General features: G+C 71.9%; 16 protein-coding genes. 3 read left to right on the top strand and 13 right to left on the bottom strand.

Annotated elements, in window-relative coordinates:
* Window positions 1–208 precede the first annotated feature (208 nt).
* From ACZ4EF_RS01450 to ACZ4EF_RS01505, 12 genes are all read right to left on the bottom strand, one after another.
* Complete coding sequence (locus ACZ4EF_RS01450) at window positions 209–1825, bottom strand: glycosyltransferase family 39 protein (RefSeq protein WP_467502171.1); 1617 nt, start codon at window positions 1823–1825, stop codon at window positions 209–211.
* A gap of 212 nt (window positions 1826–2037) precedes the next feature.
* Window positions 2038–2907 carry an ABC transporter ATP-binding protein gene (locus ACZ4EF_RS01455; protein WP_467502173.1) on the bottom strand — a complete coding sequence of 290 codons (870 nt, stop codon included), beginning with the start codon at window positions 2905–2907 and terminating at the stop codon, window positions 2038–2040.
* A gap of 48 nt (window positions 2908–2955) precedes the next feature.
* Window positions 2956–5058, bottom strand: a complete 2103-nt coding sequence (locus tag ACZ4EF_RS01460) for a hypothetical protein (protein ID WP_467502175.1) — start codon at window positions 5056–5058, stop codon at window positions 2956–2958.
* A gap of 280 nt (window positions 5059–5338) precedes the next feature.
* Window positions 5339–5632: a lactococcin 972 family bacteriocin gene (locus tag ACZ4EF_RS01465; protein ID WP_355336333.1), complete on the bottom strand. Its 294-nt coding sequence runs from the start codon at window positions 5630–5632 to the stop codon at window positions 5339–5341.
* Between the two features lie 692 nt (window positions 5633–6324).
* On the bottom strand, window positions 6325–6906 hold the full coding sequence (locus tag ACZ4EF_RS01470; RefSeq protein WP_467502177.1) for a class F sortase: 582 nt from the start codon (window positions 6904–6906) through the stop codon (window positions 6325–6327).
* Window positions 6907–6986: 80 nt separating this feature from the next.
* Window positions 6987–7904, bottom strand: a complete 918-nt coding sequence (locus tag ACZ4EF_RS01475) for a DUF4397 domain-containing protein (protein ID WP_467502179.1) — start codon at window positions 7902–7904, stop codon at window positions 6987–6989.
* A 325-nt stretch (window positions 7905–8229) separates the two neighbouring features.
* Entirely contained in the window at window positions 8230–9573 is a 1344-nt protein-coding gene (locus tag ACZ4EF_RS01480; RefSeq protein ID WP_467502180.1) for a hypothetical protein, read from the bottom strand.
* Window positions 9574–10133: 560 nt separating this feature from the next.
* Window positions 10134–10307, bottom strand: a complete 174-nt coding sequence (locus ACZ4EF_RS01485) for a hypothetical protein (RefSeq protein ID WP_467502182.1) — start codon at window positions 10305–10307, stop codon at window positions 10134–10136.
* Window positions 10308–10565: 258 nt separating this feature from the next.
* Window positions 10566–11441, bottom strand: a complete 876-nt coding sequence (locus tag ACZ4EF_RS01490; RefSeq protein WP_355336343.1) for a geranyl diphosphate 2-C-methyltransferase — start codon at window positions 11439–11441, stop codon at window positions 10566–10568.
* A 63-nt stretch (window positions 11442–11504) separates the two neighbouring features.
* Window positions 11505–12560, bottom strand: coding sequence for a family 2 encapsulin nanocompartment cargo protein terpene cyclase (locus ACZ4EF_RS01495; RefSeq protein WP_355336438.1), 1056 nt, complete (start codon window positions 12558–12560; stop codon window positions 11505–11507).
* Window positions 12561–12631: 71 nt separating this feature from the next.
* Complete coding sequence (locus ACZ4EF_RS01500) at window positions 12632–14077, bottom strand: family 2B encapsulin nanocompartment shell protein (RefSeq protein ID WP_467502184.1); 1446 nt, start codon at window positions 14075–14077, stop codon at window positions 12632–12634.
* A gap of 368 nt (window positions 14078–14445) precedes the next feature.
* Window positions 14446–15252, bottom strand: a complete 807-nt coding sequence (locus ACZ4EF_RS01505; RefSeq protein ID WP_467502186.1) for a DeoR/GlpR family DNA-binding transcription regulator — start codon at window positions 15250–15252, stop codon at window positions 14446–14448.
* Between the two features lie 72 nt (window positions 15253–15324).
* Here ACZ4EF_RS01505 and ACZ4EF_RS01510 point away from each other — a divergent pair, with 72 nt between their 5' ends.
* From ACZ4EF_RS01510 to ACZ4EF_RS01520, 3 genes are all read left to right on the top strand, one after another.
* Entirely contained in the window at window positions 15325–16638 is a 1314-nt protein-coding gene (locus ACZ4EF_RS01510) for an MFS transporter (protein ID WP_467502188.1), read from the top strand.
* Window positions 16639–16836: 198 nt separating this feature from the next.
* Complete coding sequence (locus ACZ4EF_RS01515; protein ID WP_467502189.1) at window positions 16837–18117, top strand: quaternary amine ABC transporter ATP-binding protein; 1281 nt, start codon at window positions 16837–16839, stop codon at window positions 18115–18117.
* A complete protein-coding gene (locus tag ACZ4EF_RS01520) occupies window positions 18110–19930 on the top strand; it encodes an ABC transporter permease/substrate binding protein (RefSeq protein WP_355336351.1) in 1821 nt (606 codons plus the stop codon). The genes ACZ4EF_RS01515 and ACZ4EF_RS01520 overlap by 8 nt, the downstream gene beginning before the upstream one ends.
* A gap of 203 nt (window positions 19931–20133) precedes the next feature.
* Here ACZ4EF_RS01520 and ACZ4EF_RS01525 read toward each other — a convergent pair whose 3' ends face one another.
* Window positions 20134–20589 carry a flavin reductase family protein gene (locus ACZ4EF_RS01525; protein WP_467502623.1) on the bottom strand — a complete coding sequence of 152 codons (456 nt, stop codon included), beginning with the start codon at window positions 20587–20589 and terminating at the stop codon, window positions 20134–20136.
* Window positions 20590–20597 lie beyond the last annotated feature (8 nt).

The following is a 20597-nucleotide window of genomic DNA, read 5'->3' on the forward strand; positions in this document are numbered from 1 at the left end:
TGCCGCGACGGCGCCCCCCGGAACTCTCGGAGGGCGCCGTCGCCGCGACGGCCGGGCCGGGTGCCTGGAACGGGTACGAGTTCAGCGCCAGCGTCGCCGTGTCCGGCTTGTCGGGGCTGGTGAACGCGGAGACATCGGCGATGTTCGCCGCCGGGTCGGCCGCGACGGACGGGGAGTCGATGTGAGCGGGACGGTGCGGCCGGACGGTTCAGCGGGCGGCGCGCGCGGGGCGGGGAAGGCGTTCGTACACCGTCAACCGCCGCCCGTGGACGCGGACATCGGCCACCGGGGTGAAGTACGTCAGCAGGACCCGCATCTTCATCCGGTCCTGCGCCGCCGTCAGAGGGCGGGCGATCCAGGGGACGTCGGTGACCAGCAGGATGCGGTCCCGCGCGAGCATCGCCGTACGGATGCGGGCCGGGGCAGCCTCCAGGCCCTTCAGCGTTCCGGAGCGCTCCGGGGTCTCGGTCAGCGCTATGTCGTGCAGGCCGGAGAAGGCGCCGGGGGAGACGGATTCCGTGTCGCGGCGGGCGGAGGGGATGAAGAGGACGGCGTTGCCGGGGCGCTTGAGCCGCTGGACGTCGGAGGCCACGGCCATGACGTCGTCGACCCGGCTCTTCGGCGAGCGCTCGGCGAGCGACTGCGGGATCAGCGCCACCGTCGCGAGGGCGACCGCCACGGGGACGATCCACGCGGACGTGCGCGGGAAACGGGGCCGGGCGGCGCGCACCGCGGCGCCGATCGCCGCGCCGATGAGCAGCGCGAGGCCCAGCATGCTGAAGAGCACATAGCGGTCGAGGAAGAGCGGCTGGAACAACGACACGCAGACCAGGCCGAGTTGCGGCACCGCGAGCAACGGCAGCCCCACGGCGGCGGCGGACAGCCGGTCCGTACGGGGCCCGTCCGTACGAGGCCCGTCGGACCGAGGTGGGGCGATACGAGGCGCGCCGGTACGAGGTGGGGCGATACGAGGCGCGCCGGTACGAGGTGGGGCGATACGAGGCGCGCCGGTACGAGGTGGGGCGATACGTAAGACGTCCGTACGGGCGCGGCCCGCGATACGGCGGCCGGACACCACCGCGCAGACGCCGCCGATCAGCACCAGCACCCCGGGTCCGATCAGCATGTGCCAGGTCAGCGGCGGAATCCAGGACACCTGCGCCGACTGGCCCCGGCTGAAGAGGGCCAGCGGAGTGACGGCCAGGACGGCGACGGCGGAGGCGGCCGTCCAGGCGGCCCACGTACGGCGGTCGGCGGCCCGGGACCAGAGCAGCGTGGCCAGGTGCGCGGGGAGGATCAGGAGCGAGAACCAGTTCAGCAGCCCGCAGACGAGGACGGCGCCGCCGTATCCCGCCCAGCGCCACGCGCGGCGGCGCGGTCCGGTGTCCTCCTGGAGCGCGGCGACCAGCAGCAGGGTCGACACCCCGGCCCCGGCGGCGACCAGCGCGTACGGCCGCCCCTCCTGGAGGTAGAACTGCACGGCGGGCAGCAGCCCGAAGGCCAGCCCGCCCGCGAGGCCCGCGGCGGGACCGGCCAGCCGCCGCCCGATGAGCGCGACGCAGGTGGCCGCCACCGCGCCGGCCAGCACCGAAGGCAGCCGCAGCGTGGTCGTGTGGGGTCCGAACACGCTGAACAGGGCGTGCATCAGCAGGTAGTAGAGGCCGTGCACGACGTCCACGTGGTGCAGCATGCGCAGGATCTCGGGGGACGACCGCCCGGCCACCTGCCAGGTGGCCGCCTCGTCACGCCAGACGGTGTGCTGCCGGGAGAGTCCCCAGAGGCCGAGGGCGAGAGTCCACAGCGGCGGAATCAGCCAGATCAGCATCGCCCGACTCGGTAAAGATGCCCGAGAGGCCGTGATGGTTGCTTTGAATCCCGAACGGCTTTGTATCGAACGGGATTTGCTGTCGGTGGACGTCAAAGAGGCACCCGAGGCAGTTTGTTGAATTGTGAACCGCCTGGAGGAAGCGTGATCGACACCCACTGATGGCGGTGACACGCATCCTACTCCGGCGCGCGCGGCGGACTTTCGGAACGTCATTTCTCCGCGCGCGCACCGCTCGAAATGGCCGTCGGTACGGTGGCCGGAACGTTGTTCGGCGCCGTGTTCGGCGCGTTGTTCGGTACGTTGTTCGGCGCGGCGGCCGATGCGGCGGTCGATGCGGGCGCGGGTACGGCCTGCCGGGGGGATGCCGGTGCGGCCCCTGCCCCTGTTGCGGCCCCCGCCGCCGGTACCGCCCCCGCCCCCGGTGCGGCCCCCGCGCCCCTCCCCACCGCGAACACGTTGTCGCAGCGGTCCCGCACGCCCGCGTCGTGCGTGGCGATCACCACCGCGCACCCCGACCGGCTCAGCTCCCGCAGAATGTCCACCACCACAGCCGAGTTGGCGTCGTCGAGCGCGCCCGTCGGCTCGTCCGCCAGCACCAGCGCCGAGCGCTGGACGAGCACGCGCGCCAGCGCGACCCGCTGCTGCTCACCGCCGCTGAGGTGATGGACCGTCTCCTTGCCGCGCCCCGCGAGGCCGACCCGCTCCAGGGCCTCGGCGATCGCGGGCCCTGCCTTGCCGCGCAGCAACGGCCTCGGCCTGGCCGCGACTTCGAGATTCTGCTCGACGGTCTCGCTCTCGATGAGCGCGTAGTGCTGGAAGAGATATCCGAGGGTGTCGCGGCGGAATTGCCGGATGTCGCGGCGGCCGAACCGCGTGATGTCCTTCCCCTCGTACCGGATGGCACCGGACGTCGGGCGGTCGAGCAGACCGAGGCAGTTGAGGAGGGTCGACTTTCCCGATCCGCTGGGACCGACGAGAGCCAGCATCTCGCCGCGCTCCACGGTGAGGTTGACGTTGTCCCACAACGTGCGGGAACCATAGGACTTCGAAAGACTCTCGATCTCGATCAGCTTCGTCATGACAGGCACACTCCTGCTCGGTGGAGGAATTCCGTGGGCGCGGCCGGCTCAGGTCCCGGTCGCGCCCTCCTTCACGATGCGGCGGTGGAAGTAGGCGAGGGCGAGCAGCACAGCGGCCAGTTCGAAGACGACCAGACCGCTGATGACACCGAGGTCGAGCGCGGTCAGCCGGGTCGGCTCGAAGGTCGCGGGCTCACCGGCGGCGGCCAACTGCCGCAGGTGCTGGCGCTGTTGCCACGTCTGGAACGGCACCCGGGTCGCGAAGATCACCGCGATGGCCACCTCGACGGCCAGGAGGAAGCGGTGCGAGGCGACGTACCGCCAGCCGCTGACGTGCTGGGCGAAGATGCTCTGCGCGTTCTTGCGGGCGTAGATGAGGCAGACGCCGACCGCGGCGATGAGGAGCACCATCGCGGCGATGACCAGGTTGAAGATCTGGACCCGGAGTTCGGTGAGCGCCTTCCTGAGGTCGAGGGCGGTCTTCTCGCCCACCGGACTCATGGAGTTCACGTAGTCCTGGAGGTGTTCCGCGCGGATGCCCGCGGTCACGTCGGCGGGGTCGGGGAAGACGACTCCGGCCTGTGTCGCGATGGCGGTGTAGGCGTCGTCGGTGAGGAAGCGCGATCCGTTGGGGACGACGATGACGACCGGGTCGCGCACCATGGATCGGTCCTCGGCCGCGTCGTGGCCCGAACGGTAGGAGTACTCACCGGTGTTGTAGCCGAAGACGCGCTGGCCGCCGCGGGTCGCCGAGACCTTCATGGGGACGCGCCCGGTGAGGTCGGGATCGATGATCGCCTCGGCGGCCTTGGTGATCGCGGGGGTGTCCGACGCGAGCGTGTCGGGGATCAGCAGCCGTACCGCGCGGGCGTCCGCGGCCGTCGCGCTCCCGGCCTGCGACGCGTAGCGCCGCCCCGCCGGGTCGACCATCGGCTGCCGTGCCAGATAGGTGTCGTTGACGACGAGGATCTCGCCGGAGGGCAGGTGCTCACCGGGCGCGGACATCTGGAGGTCCCGCCGCCCGGCCACGATCACCTCGCCCCGCGCGTCGGCTCTGCGCAGCCACGGCCCGACGTGCTGGTCCAACTGGTCCATGTGCATGGCGAATGCGCCGCTGAGCCGGATCGACACGGCGTCGCCCACCGCGTGGTACGCGTCCCGGTTGTCCTCACGGGTGAGAACGTCGCGGCTCGCGAGCGTGGCGTTGGTGGCGATGCTGAGCGCGAGCAGCAGCGCCGGGATACGGACCAGGTAGACGCTCAAGGACGCGGCTCGGGACGGGAGTTCGCCCTTGAGCGCGGGCAGGACGCCGACCTTGAACGTCAGCGCGAGCGCCGCCGCGTGCGCGGCCAGGACGACGGCGGCCAGCAGGACGGCGAGGACCGCGGCCACCGCGGCGAACAGGCCGAGCCACGCGAGGCCGTTGTAGAGGCCGAGGAAGGTGAGGACCGCGGCCGCGACGACGGCGGCCGACAGCGGCCAGAAGACGGCGAGCCGCCGCAGGTCGCGCAGCAGGATGCCGGTGAAGGACATGCCCTGCATGCGCAGTACGCCGTACGCCCGCGCGTTGAGCAGCACGCTCGCGCCGGTCATCGTCAGCGCCGCGAGGGCGACGACGTAGAAGGAACGGAAGAGCGAGTCGTTCTTGTACCGGTCGATCAACCCCCGTACGGACAGCGGGTGGCTGACCTCGACCGTCATGCCGAGGTGTGTGAACTCCAGCCGCAGGGCGTCGGCGGCGCCCGCCGGCCCGAAGACGTAGTACGTGCCGCGCGGGTCGAGTTGGCCGACGTCGGCGAGCGGGTGCACGCGGGTGGTGAAGTTCTCGCTGAACGCCGGGTAGCCGTGGTCCAGCCACTTCGCGGTCCGCGTACCGGTGCCGCCGGGCGCGAGGTACAGGTGGCGGACCGTGTCGGGGTTCTTGAGGTCGGGCACCTCGCGCGCGACCCCGACCCCGTGCCGCGCCGCGAACGACTCGACGGCCTGGACGACGTGGGGCGCGCTCGTCGATCCGTCGGAGTCGAGCACGTCGACCATGGCGGAGTTGCCCAGCACCCCGTCCTCGTCGAGTCCGCGCACGAAGAGGAAGGCCAGGACGGCGGAGAAGGCCAGAAGGGCGGCGTGGACGACTCGAATACCGCGATGCAGCATGGTGATTCCTCGGTTGAGGGCGCTCGGGAATTCAGACGGGCGTGACGGCGTGACGGCGACGTACGGTGTACCGGCTGTTCACGGCTTACGGCTTACGGCTACGGCTACGGCTACGGCTCACGGCGGGCGCGGGCGCGGGAGGGGCGAGCGGCCGTGGAGGCGGTGACGTCCCCGCCTCCACAACCGCGCCGGATCACCCGGCCGTTACCACCCGGCGGCTACCGCCCGACCGGTACCGCCCGGCCGGTCAGCCATGACCGGCCCCCTCGCTGACGGAGGGTCAGCAGGACGGGTTGTAGTAGTAGCTGACCGAGTTGCCGTTCAGCCCCGCGGAGGCCAGGGACCATACGCCCTTGGCCGTGCAGCCGCTGCCGAACACGACGGTGCCGATCTTCACCGACGACGCGTGCTTGTTCGTCGGGTGCTTGTAGTTCGACCACGCGGTGTTGGCGCCGTGGTCGTAGCTCCACTTGCCGCCGCCGACGTCGACCGAGGTGGCCAGGGCCGGCGTGGCGGCGGCGAAGCTGAGGGCGACAGCGGCGACGGCGACCTTAATTCCGGTTTTCTTGTTCATGAATGAACTCCGCTTTCTCGTGGGCTTGATCGGACGAGGCAGAACCCTGGCACACATTCAGTTGCACTGGCAACCATGAAATTGCGCTTCGGGAATTGCCTGTCGCGGGCGGGTCGGAACGGTCCGCCCATGCCTGAATCCACCGGCGTCAGCGGGCGGCGACGGCGGTGGTCGGCAGGCGAATGGGAAGCGGGAATTCCGCACCGCGCGATGTCCGGCCGCGGGCCGGATTTCGGGCGGTACGGGGTACGTGGACGCCCGGCGCGGGCGGCCGGGCGCCGGTGCGGACGGCGACGCGTCAGGCGGTCGCCGCTGCGGGCCCGTACCGTCTCACGTGCTGCGCTGCGCCGATGGGCGGTCTTCTGATCCCACGCATGTGTGCTCCCCCGTGCCGGTGCCGGGTGGTCCGCGGCAACCCGGCCGACGATAGGCGCGGATCCGGCCGACCTCGAATCCCGTACCGAGGCTTGGCGCGTTCTCGGCGGTATGCGGCTTGAATCAGATCCGGGAAACGGCCCTCCGGCGCGGAATTCCGGATTCAACTTGATTCACGCTGCAAGTAAGGTGCGGCATTCCGTTTTCCGCGAAGTACGGCTATCCGGAACGGCGTTGCGGGAATGTCAGACCGCTCCCGCGAAACGCATTCGGAATCCTCACGGCGCGCTGTGTCGCGGGGGACGAGGCGGGCGGCCTCAGGGCAGGAGGCGGGCGAAGACGACGATGTTGTCGAGGTAGGTGTGGCCGGTGAAACGGCCGCCGCAGGTGATCAGGCGGAGTTGGGGGTCGGGGCGCGGGGCGTAGACGGCCTCGGTGGGGAACGCGTCCTTGGCGTAGCTCCGGACGGACGTCACCTGGAAGCGGACGGTCCGGTTGTCGTCGAGGGTGACGCGGATGACGTCGTTGACCCGCAGGAGTGAGAGACGGGAGAAGACGGCGGGGCCGTCGGGGGAGTCGACGTGGCCGACGAGCACGGCGGGGCCGGGGGCACCGGGGACCGGACCCGCGTCGAACCAGCCCGCCCGGCTCGGCCGCGAGGGGGTGTCCAGGGCGCCGGAAGGGGTCAGGCCGAGCGGTTCGAGCGGGGTGTCGACGTCGATGGCCGGGATGGCGAGCGCGCGGGGCCGGGCGTCGGTCGCCTCCGTCGGGGCCACGGGCCGGCTGACGACCCGGCCCGGCTCCGGGGCGACCGCCCCGACGGCGGCGCGCGCGTGGCCGGAGCCCGGCCGCGTCCCCAGATTCGCGGCGAGGCCGACGGCGCCGCCCGTGACCGTCACCGCTCCGAGGACGGCGAGCGCCCCGGCCGCTCCCCGATGACGCGGCCGGGGCCGTGCGTGTCGCGGCGCCATGACGCCGCTCAGCCGCGCCGCAGTCGGCGTACCGACAGCACCAGCAGGCCGGAGCCGATGACCAAGGCGGCTCCCCAGCCGACCAGTTGGGGCGTACGGGAGCCCTCGGCCGCCGCCTTCCGCTGGTCGAGACCGCCGAAGCCCGCGTCCACGCCGCCGTGGGGCTGACGGCTCGGCCCCGCGGAGTCGGTGAGGTCGAGCAGGCCGGGCGCGGAGCCGGTGGAGGACAGGACGACCAGCGTGTGGGTGCTGCGGCCGGTCAGTTGGACGGTGCGGGAGGTCGTCGCGGCCCCGGCCGAGACCCGTACGGTCGTGCTGCCCGCGGACACCGTGCGGTACGGGGTCGACGCGGGGAAGCGCAGCGAACCCTGGTTCAGCGCGGCCACGTGGACCGCGACGGCGGGCTGGCTCAGCGACGCCTGGATGACCCGTACCGCCGCCTGGCCCTGCGGGGCCGACAACTGGTCGGAGAGCGTGCGCAGTTGCAGCGCCGAGTTCGGGCCGAGCCCGGCGACGGTGTACGCGCGGCCCTGCACGACCCGTACGGTCGAGGAGATGACGGGCGACACCGACGCCGGGTCGCCCGCCTTCCGCATCGCGACCGTGTACTGGCCGCTGGCGACCGACTCGTACGGCGAAGCGTGCCCGTACGACACGCTCTTGAGCACCATCGCGGCCTTCGACCCGCCGAAGGGGTAGAGGTAGACGTCCACCGGCGGCGTACCGGGCGAGAAGTGCGCCAGCCGCAGCCAGCCGCCGGACCAGGCGGGAGCCGCCGACGCACCGGCCGCGGCCGGGCCCGCCAGCACCGCGGCGCTGAGCGTGAGAACGGCGGCGGCGCCGAGCGCGGCGGCCCGCGACGAGGATCTGGACGACGGTCTGGACGACGATCCGGTGCGCGCGGTCGCCCGCGGGAAAAGCCTCATGCGAAGTCCTTCTGACGGGCGGATGCGCCGATTGGTCCGGCGTTCAGGAGCGGGTCGGAGTCGGGGGCGGGGGCGCGGTCTGGGCGTGTGTCGGTGCGGGGCGGGGCCGGGCCGTCTGACGGGCGGGTGTGCGGGTCGGCTCGGGGTTCGGGGGCGGGGCCTGTGTCGGGTCGGCTCGGCGTCGGGCCGCCCAACGGGGTGGGCCGGTCGGCTCGGCGTTCACGGTCGGGCCGGGGGCCGGTACGGGGTCGGCTTCGGCGTCCACGGTCGAGGTCCGGGTTCGGGCCGGGCCCGGAGGGCGGGCCGGGCGGGGGCGATGCGGCGTTCACGACGGCGAGTTGGCGCTGACGAGGCCGTCGGGCGCGGGTTGGTCGTACAGCACGGTCAGGACGGCGGGGGTTCCGGCGCCGCCGGTACGCGCCGCGGTCCGCATCGGCCGGTAGGGCGGCTGCTGGGCGTCGACGAGGGCGCGCAGCGCGGCGGCCTGCGGTCCGCTCCCCGTGGCCGGGGCGCCGTCCACGCGCGAGATCGCCACGCCGCCGCGCGGGACGTCGGCACCGGCGCCGGGCGCGGGCGCGTCGAAGGACGCGACGGTGAGGGTGTGACCGCTGCTGAGGACGGCGAGCAACGCGCAGACGCGCAGGTCGACATGACCACTCGTCAGAAGCGCGCGCGTGCCGCCCTGGAAGGTGATCCGCTGGTTGGCGGCGAGCGCCGCCCCCGAGAAGCGGCGCTCCGCGCGGTCCGCGGCGGCCACGCGCTCGTACGCCGTACGCCCGGCGTGGGCGATCGGCAGCACCTCGGCGCGCTGCGCGTCGGCTGCCGCGTCCGTCCCGCTGCCGCTGCCGGGCCCGTCACCCGACCCGTCCCCCGACCCGGTCCCCACCCCGGCCCCGTCACCCTCACCCCCGCCGAACACGGCGAGCGGCTGCGGGCCGGTCAGATCCCGTAGCGCGTCCCCCGCCATCGCGCGCAACGGGCCGGTGACGACGGCGACATCGGCGCCGAGCAGCTGCTGCGGAGAGGAGGTGACGGTGAGCGTGGAGCCCGCGGGGAAGCCGTGCGACACGAGCGCGGCGCAGACGGCGACATCGCAGGCGACGACGTGGGTGGGGCCGATGTGCCCGGCCACCCAGGCCGCGACGGCGTCGCGGATCGGCGGCGGCGTGGACGGGGAGACCGACGCGGAAGACGACGCGGACGACGACCCGGACGCGGACGCCTTCGGATCGACGGCCGCCGTCGGCCGGTCGGAGCCCTCGGTCCTGGACCCGGTCCCGGAGCCGCCGCGGTCGCGCAGAACGACCACGGCCGCCGCGGACACCACCGCCAGGACGAGCACGGTGACCGCGAGCGCCCGGCCCCGGTGCCGCCGGGCGGCCTGTTCGCCGGGCGCGGCCGGCGCCTTCGGCCTCAGTCCGAGGTGGCGCCGGACGAAGGACCGCAGGGTGTTCCAGTAGATCCGGAGCCAGGACGGCTCGTCGGGGCCGCCGGGTCTGGGAGGTTCACCAGGCCCCGACGGCCCCCCGCCCCCGGACGGTCCCGCGGCCTTCCCCTCCCGGGCCGCGGGTTCGAGCCCCGGCACCAGGCCGGGCGGCAGGCCGAGCGCCGGTCCCGGCGGCCGTGGCCGCCGTACCGGTGTGCGGGGCTCGAAGAAGTTCTGCGACATGGACCGCTCACGGGTTGGAAGGGGAACGGCGCCCGCGCGGCGGTGACGACCGCCGCCCGGACGACCGGGACCGGGGCGTCACGGGCTGGTGCCCGCTTCCGCGAAATCGGCCTCCCCCCTGAGGAAGCCGACTCCGCAGCGCCTCGGAGCGAAAGGAATCCAGCCCGAATATCAGCACACTTGAACGAAACTGACAAGCCCTCTCACTTTCCGTTCAATCTCGGACACGGAGTGAATCCCGAATATGCCCGCTGCGATCAAACATGCTGGTCAGCGCGGCGAGAGTGGTGATGATCATTACGGTGATCCTTTTACTCGCGAGTAATTCACTCACGCACCACAAAGCTCATCGGGAGCGTCCCGGTATTCGGGCACGACAAATTCCGGACGCGGGCTGAATGCGCAGAAATTCAGCAGATCCCGCGGTCCGGAAACGACACCTCCACAGCTCAGTGGAGGTAAGCGGCAGGCCCGGTCCTTCCCGTACGACGACCACACGGAGACGCTCTCCTGCCCCGTATTCGGAGCCGCTCCGGCCGCGGATGGGTCGCCGGCCAGGATCAGTCGGGGAGCACGACGGTTCGCCGTGCGGCGGCGATCAGGGCCCGCCCGATGTCGGCCTCCGGCTCGCTCGCGGCGGTGAACCGGCCGGTCTGGACGCCGTGTACGGCCAGGAACACCGTGTCCACGTGCGGCGACTCGATCGTGGCGAGCGGCAGCGCCCCGACGTGCACGCGCCGCAGCACCCCCCGCTCGTGGAGCGAACGCGAACTGCGCCGCCTGTGCCTGCGTCTCCCCGAGATCCGGGCCTCCACGCTCGCCGACGAGGGCGTGGCCCTGGGCGCCCTGCGCCTGGCCCTGGACGAGGTCGACCACCGCCTGTTCGGTACGGGCCTGTCCGCCCCCCCTTCCGCCGCGCCGCCACTGACCCCGGAACCCCGGCTCGTGTTGGTCCGAGCCGGGGTCCCCCCGGAGGTCTCGCGCGCCGAAGGTCAGACGCGGTCGGCGACGATCATCAGGTACTGGAAGCTGCCGTTCTTGTACGCGGTCAGGAAGGCGTCCTCGACTCCGGTGACCAAGTGGTCGGCGGATTTGCGCAGTTCCCAGTACGGGATGGTCGCGGCCGTCAGGTCCTCGACGTGGGTGGGCACCAGCCGGTGCTTGGCCATCGCCTGGAAGTACGCCGAGCGCGGGTGGATGTCGCAGATGTAGTGGGCGTTGATCAGGGACACCTCGCGGGACGCGCGCCCGTACGTGTCGTTGTAGCAACCGGTGATGACGACGTAGCGACCGCCGCGGCGCAGCAGCCGGGCGTGCTCGGCGAAGAGCAGGTCCAACTCCACGTACATCGTCGACTCGTTGTTCCACGACGCGGCGTAACCGCCGGTCTGGAAGCCGGTGTCGAGCATGTTGCGGTGGTGGTAGCGGACCTTGCCGTCGATACCGCGCGCCCGCGCCTGCTCATTGGCGAAGTCGGCCTGCTTGGTGGAGAGCGTGACGCCGTCGGCGTGGCACTGGTAGCGCAGATTCGCGGTGACGCTGCCGCCGCCGCGCCCGCAGCCGGCGTCGAAGACCCGGTCCTCGGGGCTCAGCGGGCCCAGGTGCTTGGCGAGGAGTTCGGCCTGGGCGTGTTCGAGCCGGTGCAGTTCCGTGGTGATCAGGTCCCGGCGCCTGGCGGGGTCCGTCTCGTCGAGTACGGACCAGTCCACGTCGCCGACACCGTAGTGGTGGTGGTACAGGTCGTCGATCCTGCCGAGTTCGAGGTTGACCGGATTCTGTTCGGCGTTCCAGTAGTCCGCGACGCGGGTCTGGTACGTGGACTGGGCCGGAACCGGTGCCTTGGCGACGCCGGGGTGCGAAATGGTCAACGCTGACTCCTCTTGGTACTGGGATCGGTCATCGTGCCGTGGAGCGGGTGAAGCAGCCTGCGCCTACCAGTAGTTGGGCAGGCGGTATCGGTGGGTGTTGGTCGCGTGCCATTCGTGGTTGCCGGCCACCCAGTCCGACAGCCCGCGTGCGTACCGCGCGACCAGCGGTGACGTCGCCGACGCGGCGGCGGCCTCCTCCTCGAAGGAACCCATGATCCGGTTGTGGATCTCGACGCTCTCCAGATACGCCGCCTTGAGGCCGCATCCCTCGTTGGCGGCCACGACCTGCGGCAGATTGAGGTGCGTCGGGTCGCCCTCCAGCTCCTTGGTGAAGGAGTAGAGGTCGTTGACGATGGTCGTCGCGTTGCAGGCCAGCGCCGTGATCCGCTGGATCTCCGGCCGCGCGTAGACGGCCTCGGGCAGCTCGTACCCGTCGACCGCGTCGATGATCGACAGGCAGGGGCGGAAGTTGTTGAACTGCCGCATCACCAGGTATTCCCACACCTGCGGGACGAAACGCTTCTCCGCCCAGGCCGCTTCGGCGAGATAGCCCAGGTGCAGCCGGGCGATGTCGTGCATGAAGCGGGTGGTCTGGCTCGGGGTGGCGAACTCCGCGTAGTCCCTCATCGCCCAGTGGTACGAGCGCAGGGGCCCGTCCGCCTGCATGCCGAGCCGCCACTGGGCCTCGGACTCGGGCGTGCCGTGGTGCGGGTCGATCGCCGACTGGGCCATGAGCAGCGGCCCGCCGAGGCCCTGGTGGGAACCGCCTCTTCCTTCCTCCTCCTCGCAGTAGCAGGAGTCCACCAGGTTCTCGGCGAGCAGCAACTCGCCCGCGACGGTGAGCCGTTCGAGGTCGGCGGCGCCCGGATGCTGGAGCACCACGGCCCGGCCGAACTGGAATCCCGCGAAGTCCCCGTTCCACGCGGGCGGGAACAGGTCGAGGCCGCGCGCCCACTCCTCGAGCCGCCGGTCCACCTCGTCGACCTTCGCCTGGTCCACGGGCGGCGCGGGCTGGTACCTGAGACCGGGAACGGCCCCGGTGCGCCGGGCCTTGAGCGTCCGGGTGAGATTCTGCGGACCGGGCAGTTGCCGGGGGACGGTGGGGGTGACGGCGGCCACCGTGGTGGCCGCCGCCCGCGACACGTCCGTGTCCGGGGGCGCGCCCGTCGCGTGGTCCACGCTCGGCCCGGTCACTCGACGGTCCTGCCGAGCTGGACGTTCTCCAGGATGCCGACCGCGTCGGGCACGAGGATCGCCATCGAGTAGTAGGCGGTGACCAGATAGCTGATGACCGCCGTCGTGCTCACCCCCATGCGGCGCATGTTCAGGCCCGGTTGGAGCTGATCCGGCAGCGCGGTCGGGAGCAGGCCGACCACGCCCTGGTCGTCCTCCCCGGTACGCAGCGCGATGATGCTGCTGGTGTGGTGCGCGGTGACCGGGATCTTGCCGCAGGGCAGCAGCGGCACACCGCGCCAGGCGGGCACCGCGTGCCCGTTGACGTCGGCGAGGCCCGGCATCAGACCGCGCTTGCTCACCTGCCGGAAGAAGGCGGTGATCGCCTTCGGGTGGGCGATGAGGAAGCGGGTGCCGCGCCGCATGGACAGCAGTTCGTCCAGGTCGTCCGGTGTCGGCGGCCCGCTGAAGGTGCTGATCCGCTGGTCGTACTCGGTGTTGTGCAGCAGCCCGAAGTCACGGTTGTTGACCAGCTCCCACTCCTGGCGCTCGCGGATCTCCTCGATGGTCAGCTTGAGCTGCTGCTGGGTCTGGTCCATCGGGTCGTTGTAGAGGTCCCCGACCCTGCTGTGCACGCGCAGCGTGGTCTGGGTCAGCGACAACTCGTACTCGCGCGGGGCCAGTTCGTAGTCCACGTAGCCGCTGGGGATCGACGGCTCGCCGCGGTGCCCCGCCTGCGTCGGGACGTCCGCCTCGCCGCGCCGGTTCGTCGGCCGCCGCTGCCGCTCGGCGTACGCGGCCAGGTGCGCGGCGAAGGAGGGGACGCGGTCGGCGACTTCGGCGACGACGGTCCAGGGGACGGTGAGCAGGACGGCCGCGGTGTCGGCCCGCGCCGAGGACGTCCACCGCGGCTCGTCCTGGCCGATGGCCTCGTCCCCCAACTGGCCCCCGTCGGTGACGACTCCGGTGACCGCCTCCTCCCCGTACTTGCCCTCGGTGTACCGGGTCAGCCGTCCGTGGACGACGAGGTAGGTGTCGGTGATCGGCTGCCCTGCCGTGAACAGCGCTTCTCCGGCGCGCACTTGGCGGACCTCGTAGCGGCCGGCCAGTTCCCGCAGCACGTCGGTGTCCTGGTAGCCGCGCAGCGCCGGGAGTTCGGTCAGCGTCTCCGGGATCACCCGGACGTCGTCGGCGCCGTTCTGGTCGAAGCTCACCCTGCCCTGGCCGACGTGGAGTTGGAGCCGGCGGTTGACGCGGTAGGTGCCGCTCGGGACGTCCACCCAGGGCAGCATCCTGAGCAGCCAGCGCGAGCTGATCCCGCGCATCTGCGGTTCTGACTTGGTGGTGGTGGCGAGTTGCCGCGCCCCCAGGGTGCTGAGGCTGGTGAGCCGCGCGCCGTCGCCGGGCGCGGCGGGCGGCGGCTCGTCGGTCGTGGAGCTGATGGTGCTTTCCGAAGCGGGCACTTTGCCTCCGGGACGGGGAACAGAGCTGTGCGCACAGGCCAGTTGCGGACCGGACGGCCCGCGGGACCGAACGGCCCCGGGACCGGACGGCCCACCGCACGGGAACCAGCGAAACAGCCCGGGGCGCCGTCCCGGTACGGCGCGCGGGGGGCGACTTCGCGCCGCGAGTGGTGCAAACCTGCCGGCCGAGGCGGGAAGGGGCGCGCGCCCCCGCGATCACCTCAGCCCGCCGCCACAACGCCGCCGCCAGGCGTTTTCCCCACCCTTCACGGGTTCGGGTGATCCCCCCGTCGCAAGGTTTCACCCCGGCGCGCCCCCTGCCCGCGCGCCGTTCGCGGGAGGCGGGAAGGGCCCCCGAGGGACACGTCTCAGACGGTGTGGACCGTGACTCCGGCCGCCGCGAGGGCTTCGGTCTCCTCGGCGGGGGCCGCGCCGTCCGTGACGACGGCGTCGAGGGCGGTCGGCGCGGCGACGAACGCCAGCGCCGTACGGGAGAACTTGGCCGCGTCGGCGACGGCGATGACCCTGCGGGCGGCGGAGATCGCGGCGCGCTTGACGGCGGCGTCGGCGAGGTCGTAGGCGGTGAGGCCGTCGGCCGCGGTGAGGCCGCAGCAGCCGATGACGGCGGTGTCGAAGCGCAGGGAGGCGAGCGACGCCTCGGTGAGCGGTCCGGTGAGGGCGAGTTCGCCGGGGCGGGGCTCGCCTCCCGGCAGCAGCAGCTTGACGTGGGCGGCGCCGGTGAGGGCGTTGGCCGCGTGGAGGGACAGCGGCATGACGGTCAGGCGCCGGTGTTCCAGGGCGCGCGCGACCTCAAGACATGTGGTGCCGCTGTCGAGCACGACGGACTCGCCGTCGGTGAGCATCTGCGCGACGGCGGCGGCGATCCGCCGCTTCGCGTCGCTCCCGTCCTGCGCGCGCAGCGCGAACGGCGGCTCCTCGCCGCGCAGCAGCAGGCTCCGGGCGCCGCCCCGGTAGCGCTCGATGACGCCCTGCTCGGCCAGCGCCTCCAGATCGCGGCGGATCGTCATCTCGGAGGTGTCGGTGAGTTCCGCCAGATCAGCGACGCTCATCCGCCCCGCCTCGCGCACGGCCTCCGCGATCCGCCGCAGCCGTTCCGCCGCCCCGGCGTGCACCGCGCCGCCCGTTCCCTCAGTACCGCCCGCCGTACTCGCCATGACGCAATCGAACACCCGAGATGTTCGGATTGCAACTTTACAAACAGAGAATCTGTTCGTTACGTTCGAACCATGGAGAGATCCCTGCGGGCCGGACGGCTGGCCACCTTCGCCTTCTTCGCTCTCAACGGCTTCGTCCTGGGCATGTGGATCGTGCACATTCCCGCCATCGAACACCGCGTGGGCATCAGCCACGCCGTGCTCGGCTGGCTCCTTCTGCTGCTCGGCGGGGGCGCCTTCATCGGCATGCAGCTCGCCGGGCCCCTCACCGACCGGATCGGCTCCCGCAAGGTCGTACCCGCGAGCGCCACGCTGTGCGCCGCGGCCGTCGTCCTGCCGGGCCTGGCCACCAACCCGTGGGCGCTGGCCGCCGCCCTGTTCGTCTTCGGCTTCGGCAACGGCTCCCTCGACGTCAGCATGAACACCCACGCCGTCCAGGTCGAGCACGGATACGCCCGGCCCATCATGTCCGCCTTCCACGCCGTCTTCTCGGTCGGCGGCGTCATCGCCTCCCTGCTCGGCGCGCTCACCTTGAAGCTCGGCTGGAGCCCGGCGGTCACCCTCGGCGCCGCGGCCCTGGTCGGCCTCGCCGTCATGGCCCTGGCCGCCCCGGCGCTGCTCCCCAAGGAAGTGGCCGAGCGGGCGGACGCGAGCGCGGCCACGGATACGGCCACGGGCGCGGCGACGGGCGCGGGTACGGATACGGATACGGCCACGGATACGCCCAAGACGGCGGCCAAGTCCGCGCGCAAGACCCCTTCCCGTATCTGGATCCTCGCCGCCCTCGCCCTGATGCTCATGCTCAGCGAAGGCGTCGCCAACGACTGGAGCGTGCTCCACCTGCGCGACGTCCTCGACGCCCCGCAGGCCACCGCCGCCCTCGCGTACGGCGCGTTCGCCACCGCGATGACCGTCGGCCGCTTCCTGACCGACTCGGTCGCCGCCCGCGTCGGCACGGTCGCGGTCCTGCGGTACGGCTCCGCCCTCGGCGCCGTCGGTCTCGCCACGGCCGCGCTGTCCAACAGCGTCCCGCTGGCCCTCATCGGCTGGACGGTCTTCGGTATCGGCCTGTCCGGCTGCATCCCGCAGCTCTTCAGCGCCGCTGGCCACGCGGACAAGGACGCGGCGGGCGCCAACGTCTCCCGCGTGGCGGGCCTCGGCTACCTCGGCATGCTCGCGGGCCCGGCCGTCATCGGCCCGCTCACCCACTTCATGCCGCTGAACGCCACCTTCGCCCTGCCGGTCGCCTTCTGTGTCATCGCGAGCGTCGCGGCGGGCACCCTGAAGCCGGACGCGGAGCCGGACGCGGCGGCCGGGACAGGCGCGGCGGCCGAGACGGACACGATGACGGAGACGGACGCCGCCAGTGCGCCGCACGGGGCCTGAGTGTCAGGCGGGGCTGACGAGCCCCCTGCGTTCTTGGACACGATCCGGTCACAATGAGCTGCCCCGCAAAGCGACATCAAATCGGGCATAGAGGACCGATTTAAGCCGTCTTGTTTGCGCTGCGTGTGACCTCGGGTAGGCGGCGACGCGGAGTCGGAAGGTTCGGCTCCGCTCTGTCCCCTGCCCCGAAAGGCCACCGTGACACAGCTCGTCGTCGAGCACGTAAGCAAGATCTTCGGCAGAAGGCCGAAGGAAGGAGTACGTCGGCTTCAGGAAGGCGCCGACCGCGAGAAACTGAGGGAGGAAGGGACGACCGCTGCGGTCGTCGACGCCTCCTTCACCGTGGAACCCGGCGAGATATTCGTCGTGATGGGCCTGTCGGGATCGGGCAAGTCCACCCTGCTGCGCATGCTGAACGGTCTGCTGGAGCCCACCTCGGGCAGGGTGCTGTTCGACGGGCGGGACCTCACGGCCCTGTCCGCGAAGGCCCTGCGCGACCTGCGCTCCCGCAGGATCAGCATGGTCTTCCAGCACTTCGCGCTCTTCCCGCACCGCAGCGTGCTGGAGAACGCCGCCTACGGCCTCGAAGTCCAGGGCCGCCCGCGCGAGGAGCGCGAGGCCAAGGCCGCCGAGGCGCTGGCGATGACCGGCCTCAGCGGCTGGGAGAAGTCCTGGCCCGACGAGCTGTCCGGCGGTATGCAGCAGCGCGTCGGCCTGGCCCGCGCGCTGGCCACCGACGCCGAACTGCTGCTGATGGACGAGTCGTTCTCCGCGCTGGACCCGCTGATCCGCCGCGACATGCAGGACCAGCTCCTCGAACTCCAGCAGCGGCTGCGCAAGACCATCGTCTTCATCACCCACGACCTGAACGAGGCCATGCGGCTCGGCGACCGTATCGCCGTCATGCGCGACGGCCGGATCGTCCAGATCGGCACCGCGCAGGACATCCTCACCGAACCGGCCGACGACTACGTGGCCAGCTTCGTGCAGGACGTCGACCGCTCCCGTGTGCTCACCGCCGCCTCGATCATGGAGGAACCGCGCGTGATGGTCAGCCCGGACGACGGGCCGCGCGCCGCGATGAGCGTCCTGCGCGACGACCACGCGTCCGCCGCCTTCGTCGTCGAGGGCGGGGCCGAGGGCGGTCGCAAGCTGGTCGGCACGGTCACCGAGGTCAGCTGCACGCAGGCTGACAACGATGGCACCGTGCGCGACCTCATGGACACCGACTGCGTGACGACCCAGGCCGACACCCCGCTGTCCGGCCTGCTCACGCCCGCCTCGCGGACGAAGCTGCCGCTGGCCGTCGTGGACGACGACGGGCGGCTCACCGGAGTGATCCCGCGCGTCGCGCTGCTCGCGGCGCTCGGCGACCACGAGGACGAGACCGCGCCCGAAGCCGGGACCGTAGAAGCCGGGGCCGAATCCGGCTCCGTCGAATCCGGGACCTTCGAAGGGAAGGAGGCCGCCAGTGCCTAGGATCCACCTCGGTAACTGGGCGGAGGACGCCGTCAATTGGCTGACGGACCACCTCTCCTGGCTCTTCGACGCGATCAGCAGCGTCGTCAACCACATGTACGACGGCGTGGAATGGGTGCTCGGCGGCCCGCCGCCGCTGCTCATGGCAGCCATCCTCGCGGTGATCGCGCTGTGGATGCGCGGCCTCCCGGCGGGCGTACTCGCCTTCCTCGGCTTCGCGTTGATCGACTCCATCGCCCAGTGGGACGAGGCGATGCAGTCGCTGTCCCTGGTCGTCGTCTCCGGTGTCGTGGCCCTGCTGCTCGCGGTGCCGCTGGGCATCTGGGCGGCGCGCAGCCGGACCGCGAGCATGGTCGTCCGGCCGGTGCTCGACGTCATGCAGACGCTGCCCGCCTTCGTGTACCTGATCCCGGCGATCATCTTCTTCAGCCTCGGCACGGTCCCGGCCGTCATCGCCTGCATCGTCTTCGCGATGCCGGTCGGCGTCCGGATGACCGAGCTGGGCATCCGGCAGGTGGACGAGGAACTGGTCGAGGCCGCCGACGCGTTCGGTACGTCGCCGGGCCGCACGCTGATGCGCGTGCAGTTGCCGCTGGCGCTGCCGACCATCATGGCGGGCGTCAACCAGGTCATCATGCTGACGCTGTCGATGGTCGTCATCGGCGGCATGGTCGGCGCCGAAGGGCTCGGCTCGACCGTCTTCGGCGCGATCAGCCAGGTCAACATCGGCCTCGGCTTCGAGGGCGGCATCGCGGTGGTCATCCTGGCCATCTACCTCGACCGGATCACCGGCGCGCTCGGCGACCAGGTCTCGCCGCTGGGCCGCCGCGCCCTCGCGCTGGCCCGCGCGAAGCTCCCGACGCGCGGCCTGAGCGTGCTGCGCTACCGCCCGCGCCCCGCCGTCGGCCTGTCGGCCGTCGTCGCGCTCGCCCTGATCGCCTGCGGCACCGGCATCTTCGGCGGCGACTCCGACGACGGCCCCGCGACGGCCGGTTCGGCGGACGTCGGCAAGGGCCGGACGGTCAAGATCGGCTCCTTCAACTGGGACGAGTCCATCGCGTCGGCCAACCTGTGGAAGGAAGTCCTGGACTCGCGCGGCTACAAGGCCCAGGTCAACACCTACGACCCCGGCGCCGCCTTCACCGGCCTGTCCACCGGCAACTTCGACTACCTCACCGACGCCTGGCTGCCCACCACGCACGCGTCCTACCTCCAGCAGTACGGCAAGGACTACGCCGACCTCGGCAAGTGGTACGACCAGACGTCCCTGGAGGTCTCCGTCCCGTCCTACGTCAAGGGCGTCTCGTCCATGGCCGATCTCAAGGGCCGGGGCAAGGAGTTCGGCGGCAGGATCATCGGCATCGAGCCGGGCGCGGGCGAGATGAAGCTGCTCAACTCCACGGTGCTCAAGGGCTACGGCCTCGACAGCGAGTACAAGGTCGTCAGCAGCTCCACCTCCGCCATGCTCGCCGAGCTGAAGCGGGACTACGCGCAGCACAAGCCGGTCGCCGTCGTCCTGTGGTCCCCGCACTGGGCCTACAGCACGTACGAGCTGACCAAGCTCGCCGACCCCAAGGGCCTGTGGGGCAAGGCCGACTCCATCCACAATCTGGCCAACAAGGGCCGGGCGGACAAGCTGCCGCAGGTCACCGCCTGGATGAAGGACTTCCACCTCACCGAGGAGCAGCTCAGCTCCCTGGAGGCCGACATCCAGTCCGCCGGCCAGGACAACACGGCGGCGGGCGTCAAGAAGTGGCTCGCGAAGAATCCGGGGATCGCCGACAAGATGGCGCCGGTGACCGCCACCGGCTGACCTTCCGTCACGCCGACGACGCGGAAGAGGGGTTCGCGGAATCCGTACCGCATCGCGCCCGGACAGCCGGGGGCGCTCCGGCCGGGCGCCGAGCCGGTCGACCGGGCGGACGGCCCGGCGGGACGACCGTACGGGTACTCCGCTGTCCACCGCACGGTGGACGGGGAGCCCGCGGCGTCATCTCGCCGGGCCGTCAACACACCCTAGGGAAGGGCCAGATGGACGAACGCGCCGTCGTGGTGGATCAACGGCCGGGCGGGGGAGGGCGCGTGGGTGGCCTCGACGACCCGGCCGATGGCCAGGGCGTGGTCGCCGACCGGCACGAGCTGGACGAGGGAGACGATCAGCGCGGCGAGGACGTCGTCCAGCACGGGCAGGCCGCGCGGCCCCCGGTGCCAGGCGGTGGCCGCCCCGAATTTCGCGGCCCCGCCGTGGGCGAAGCGCCGGGCGGTCTCCTCCTGGCCCTCGGCGAGCAGGTGGACGGCGACATGGCGGGCGCTCTCCACGGCGGTGAAGGACGCCGCGTGCAGGCCGACGGTGAAGGAGACCAGCGGCGGGTCGAGGGAGACCGACGTCAGCGAGGTGGCGCAGAAGCCGACCGGCGGCCCGGCGTCCTCGCCCGCGGTGATGACGGCGACGCCCTTCGCGTGCTGCCGCATCACCGCCC

It is taken from the genome of Streptomyces sp. NPDC025721 (assembly GCF_055558595.1).

What these genes read in the sequence shown, in the direction of transcription:
- ACZ4EF_RS01450 (WP_467502171.1), bottom strand. Translation starts at nt 1,825, where the DNA reads ATGCTGATCTGGCTGATTCCGCCGCTGTGGACTCTCGCCCTCGGCCTC.
- ACZ4EF_RS01455 (WP_467502173.1), bottom strand. Translation starts at nt 2,907, where the DNA reads ATGACGAAGCTGATCGAGATCGAGAGTCTTTCGAAGTCCTATGGTTCC.
- ACZ4EF_RS01460 (WP_467502175.1), bottom strand. Translation starts at nt 5,058, where the DNA reads ATGCTGCATCGCGGTATTCGAGTCGTCCACGCCGCCCTTCTGGCCTTC.
- ACZ4EF_RS01465 (WP_355336333.1), bottom strand. Translation starts at nt 5,632, where the DNA reads ATGAACAAGAAAACCGGAATTAAGGTCGCCGTCGCCGCTGTCGCCCTC.
- ACZ4EF_RS01475 (WP_467502179.1), bottom strand. Translation starts at nt 7,904, where the DNA reads ATGAGGCTTTTCCCGCGGGCGACCGCGCGCACCGGATCGTCGTCCAGA.
- ACZ4EF_RS01480 (WP_467502180.1), bottom strand. Translation starts at nt 9,573, where the DNA reads ATGTCGCAGAACTTCTTCGAGCCCCGCACACCGGTACGGCGGCCACGG.
- ACZ4EF_RS01505 (WP_467502186.1), bottom strand. Translation starts at nt 15,252, where the DNA reads ATGGCGAGTACGGCGGGCGGTACTGAGGGAACGGGCGGCGCGGTGCAC.
- ACZ4EF_RS01510 (WP_467502188.1), top strand. Translation starts at nt 15,325, where the DNA reads ATGGAGAGATCCCTGCGGGCCGGACGGCTGGCCACCTTCGCCTTCTTC.
- ACZ4EF_RS01525 (WP_467502623.1), bottom strand. Translation starts at nt 20,589, where the DNA reads ATGCGGCAGCACGCGAAGGGCGTCGCCGTCATCACCGCGGGCGAGGAC.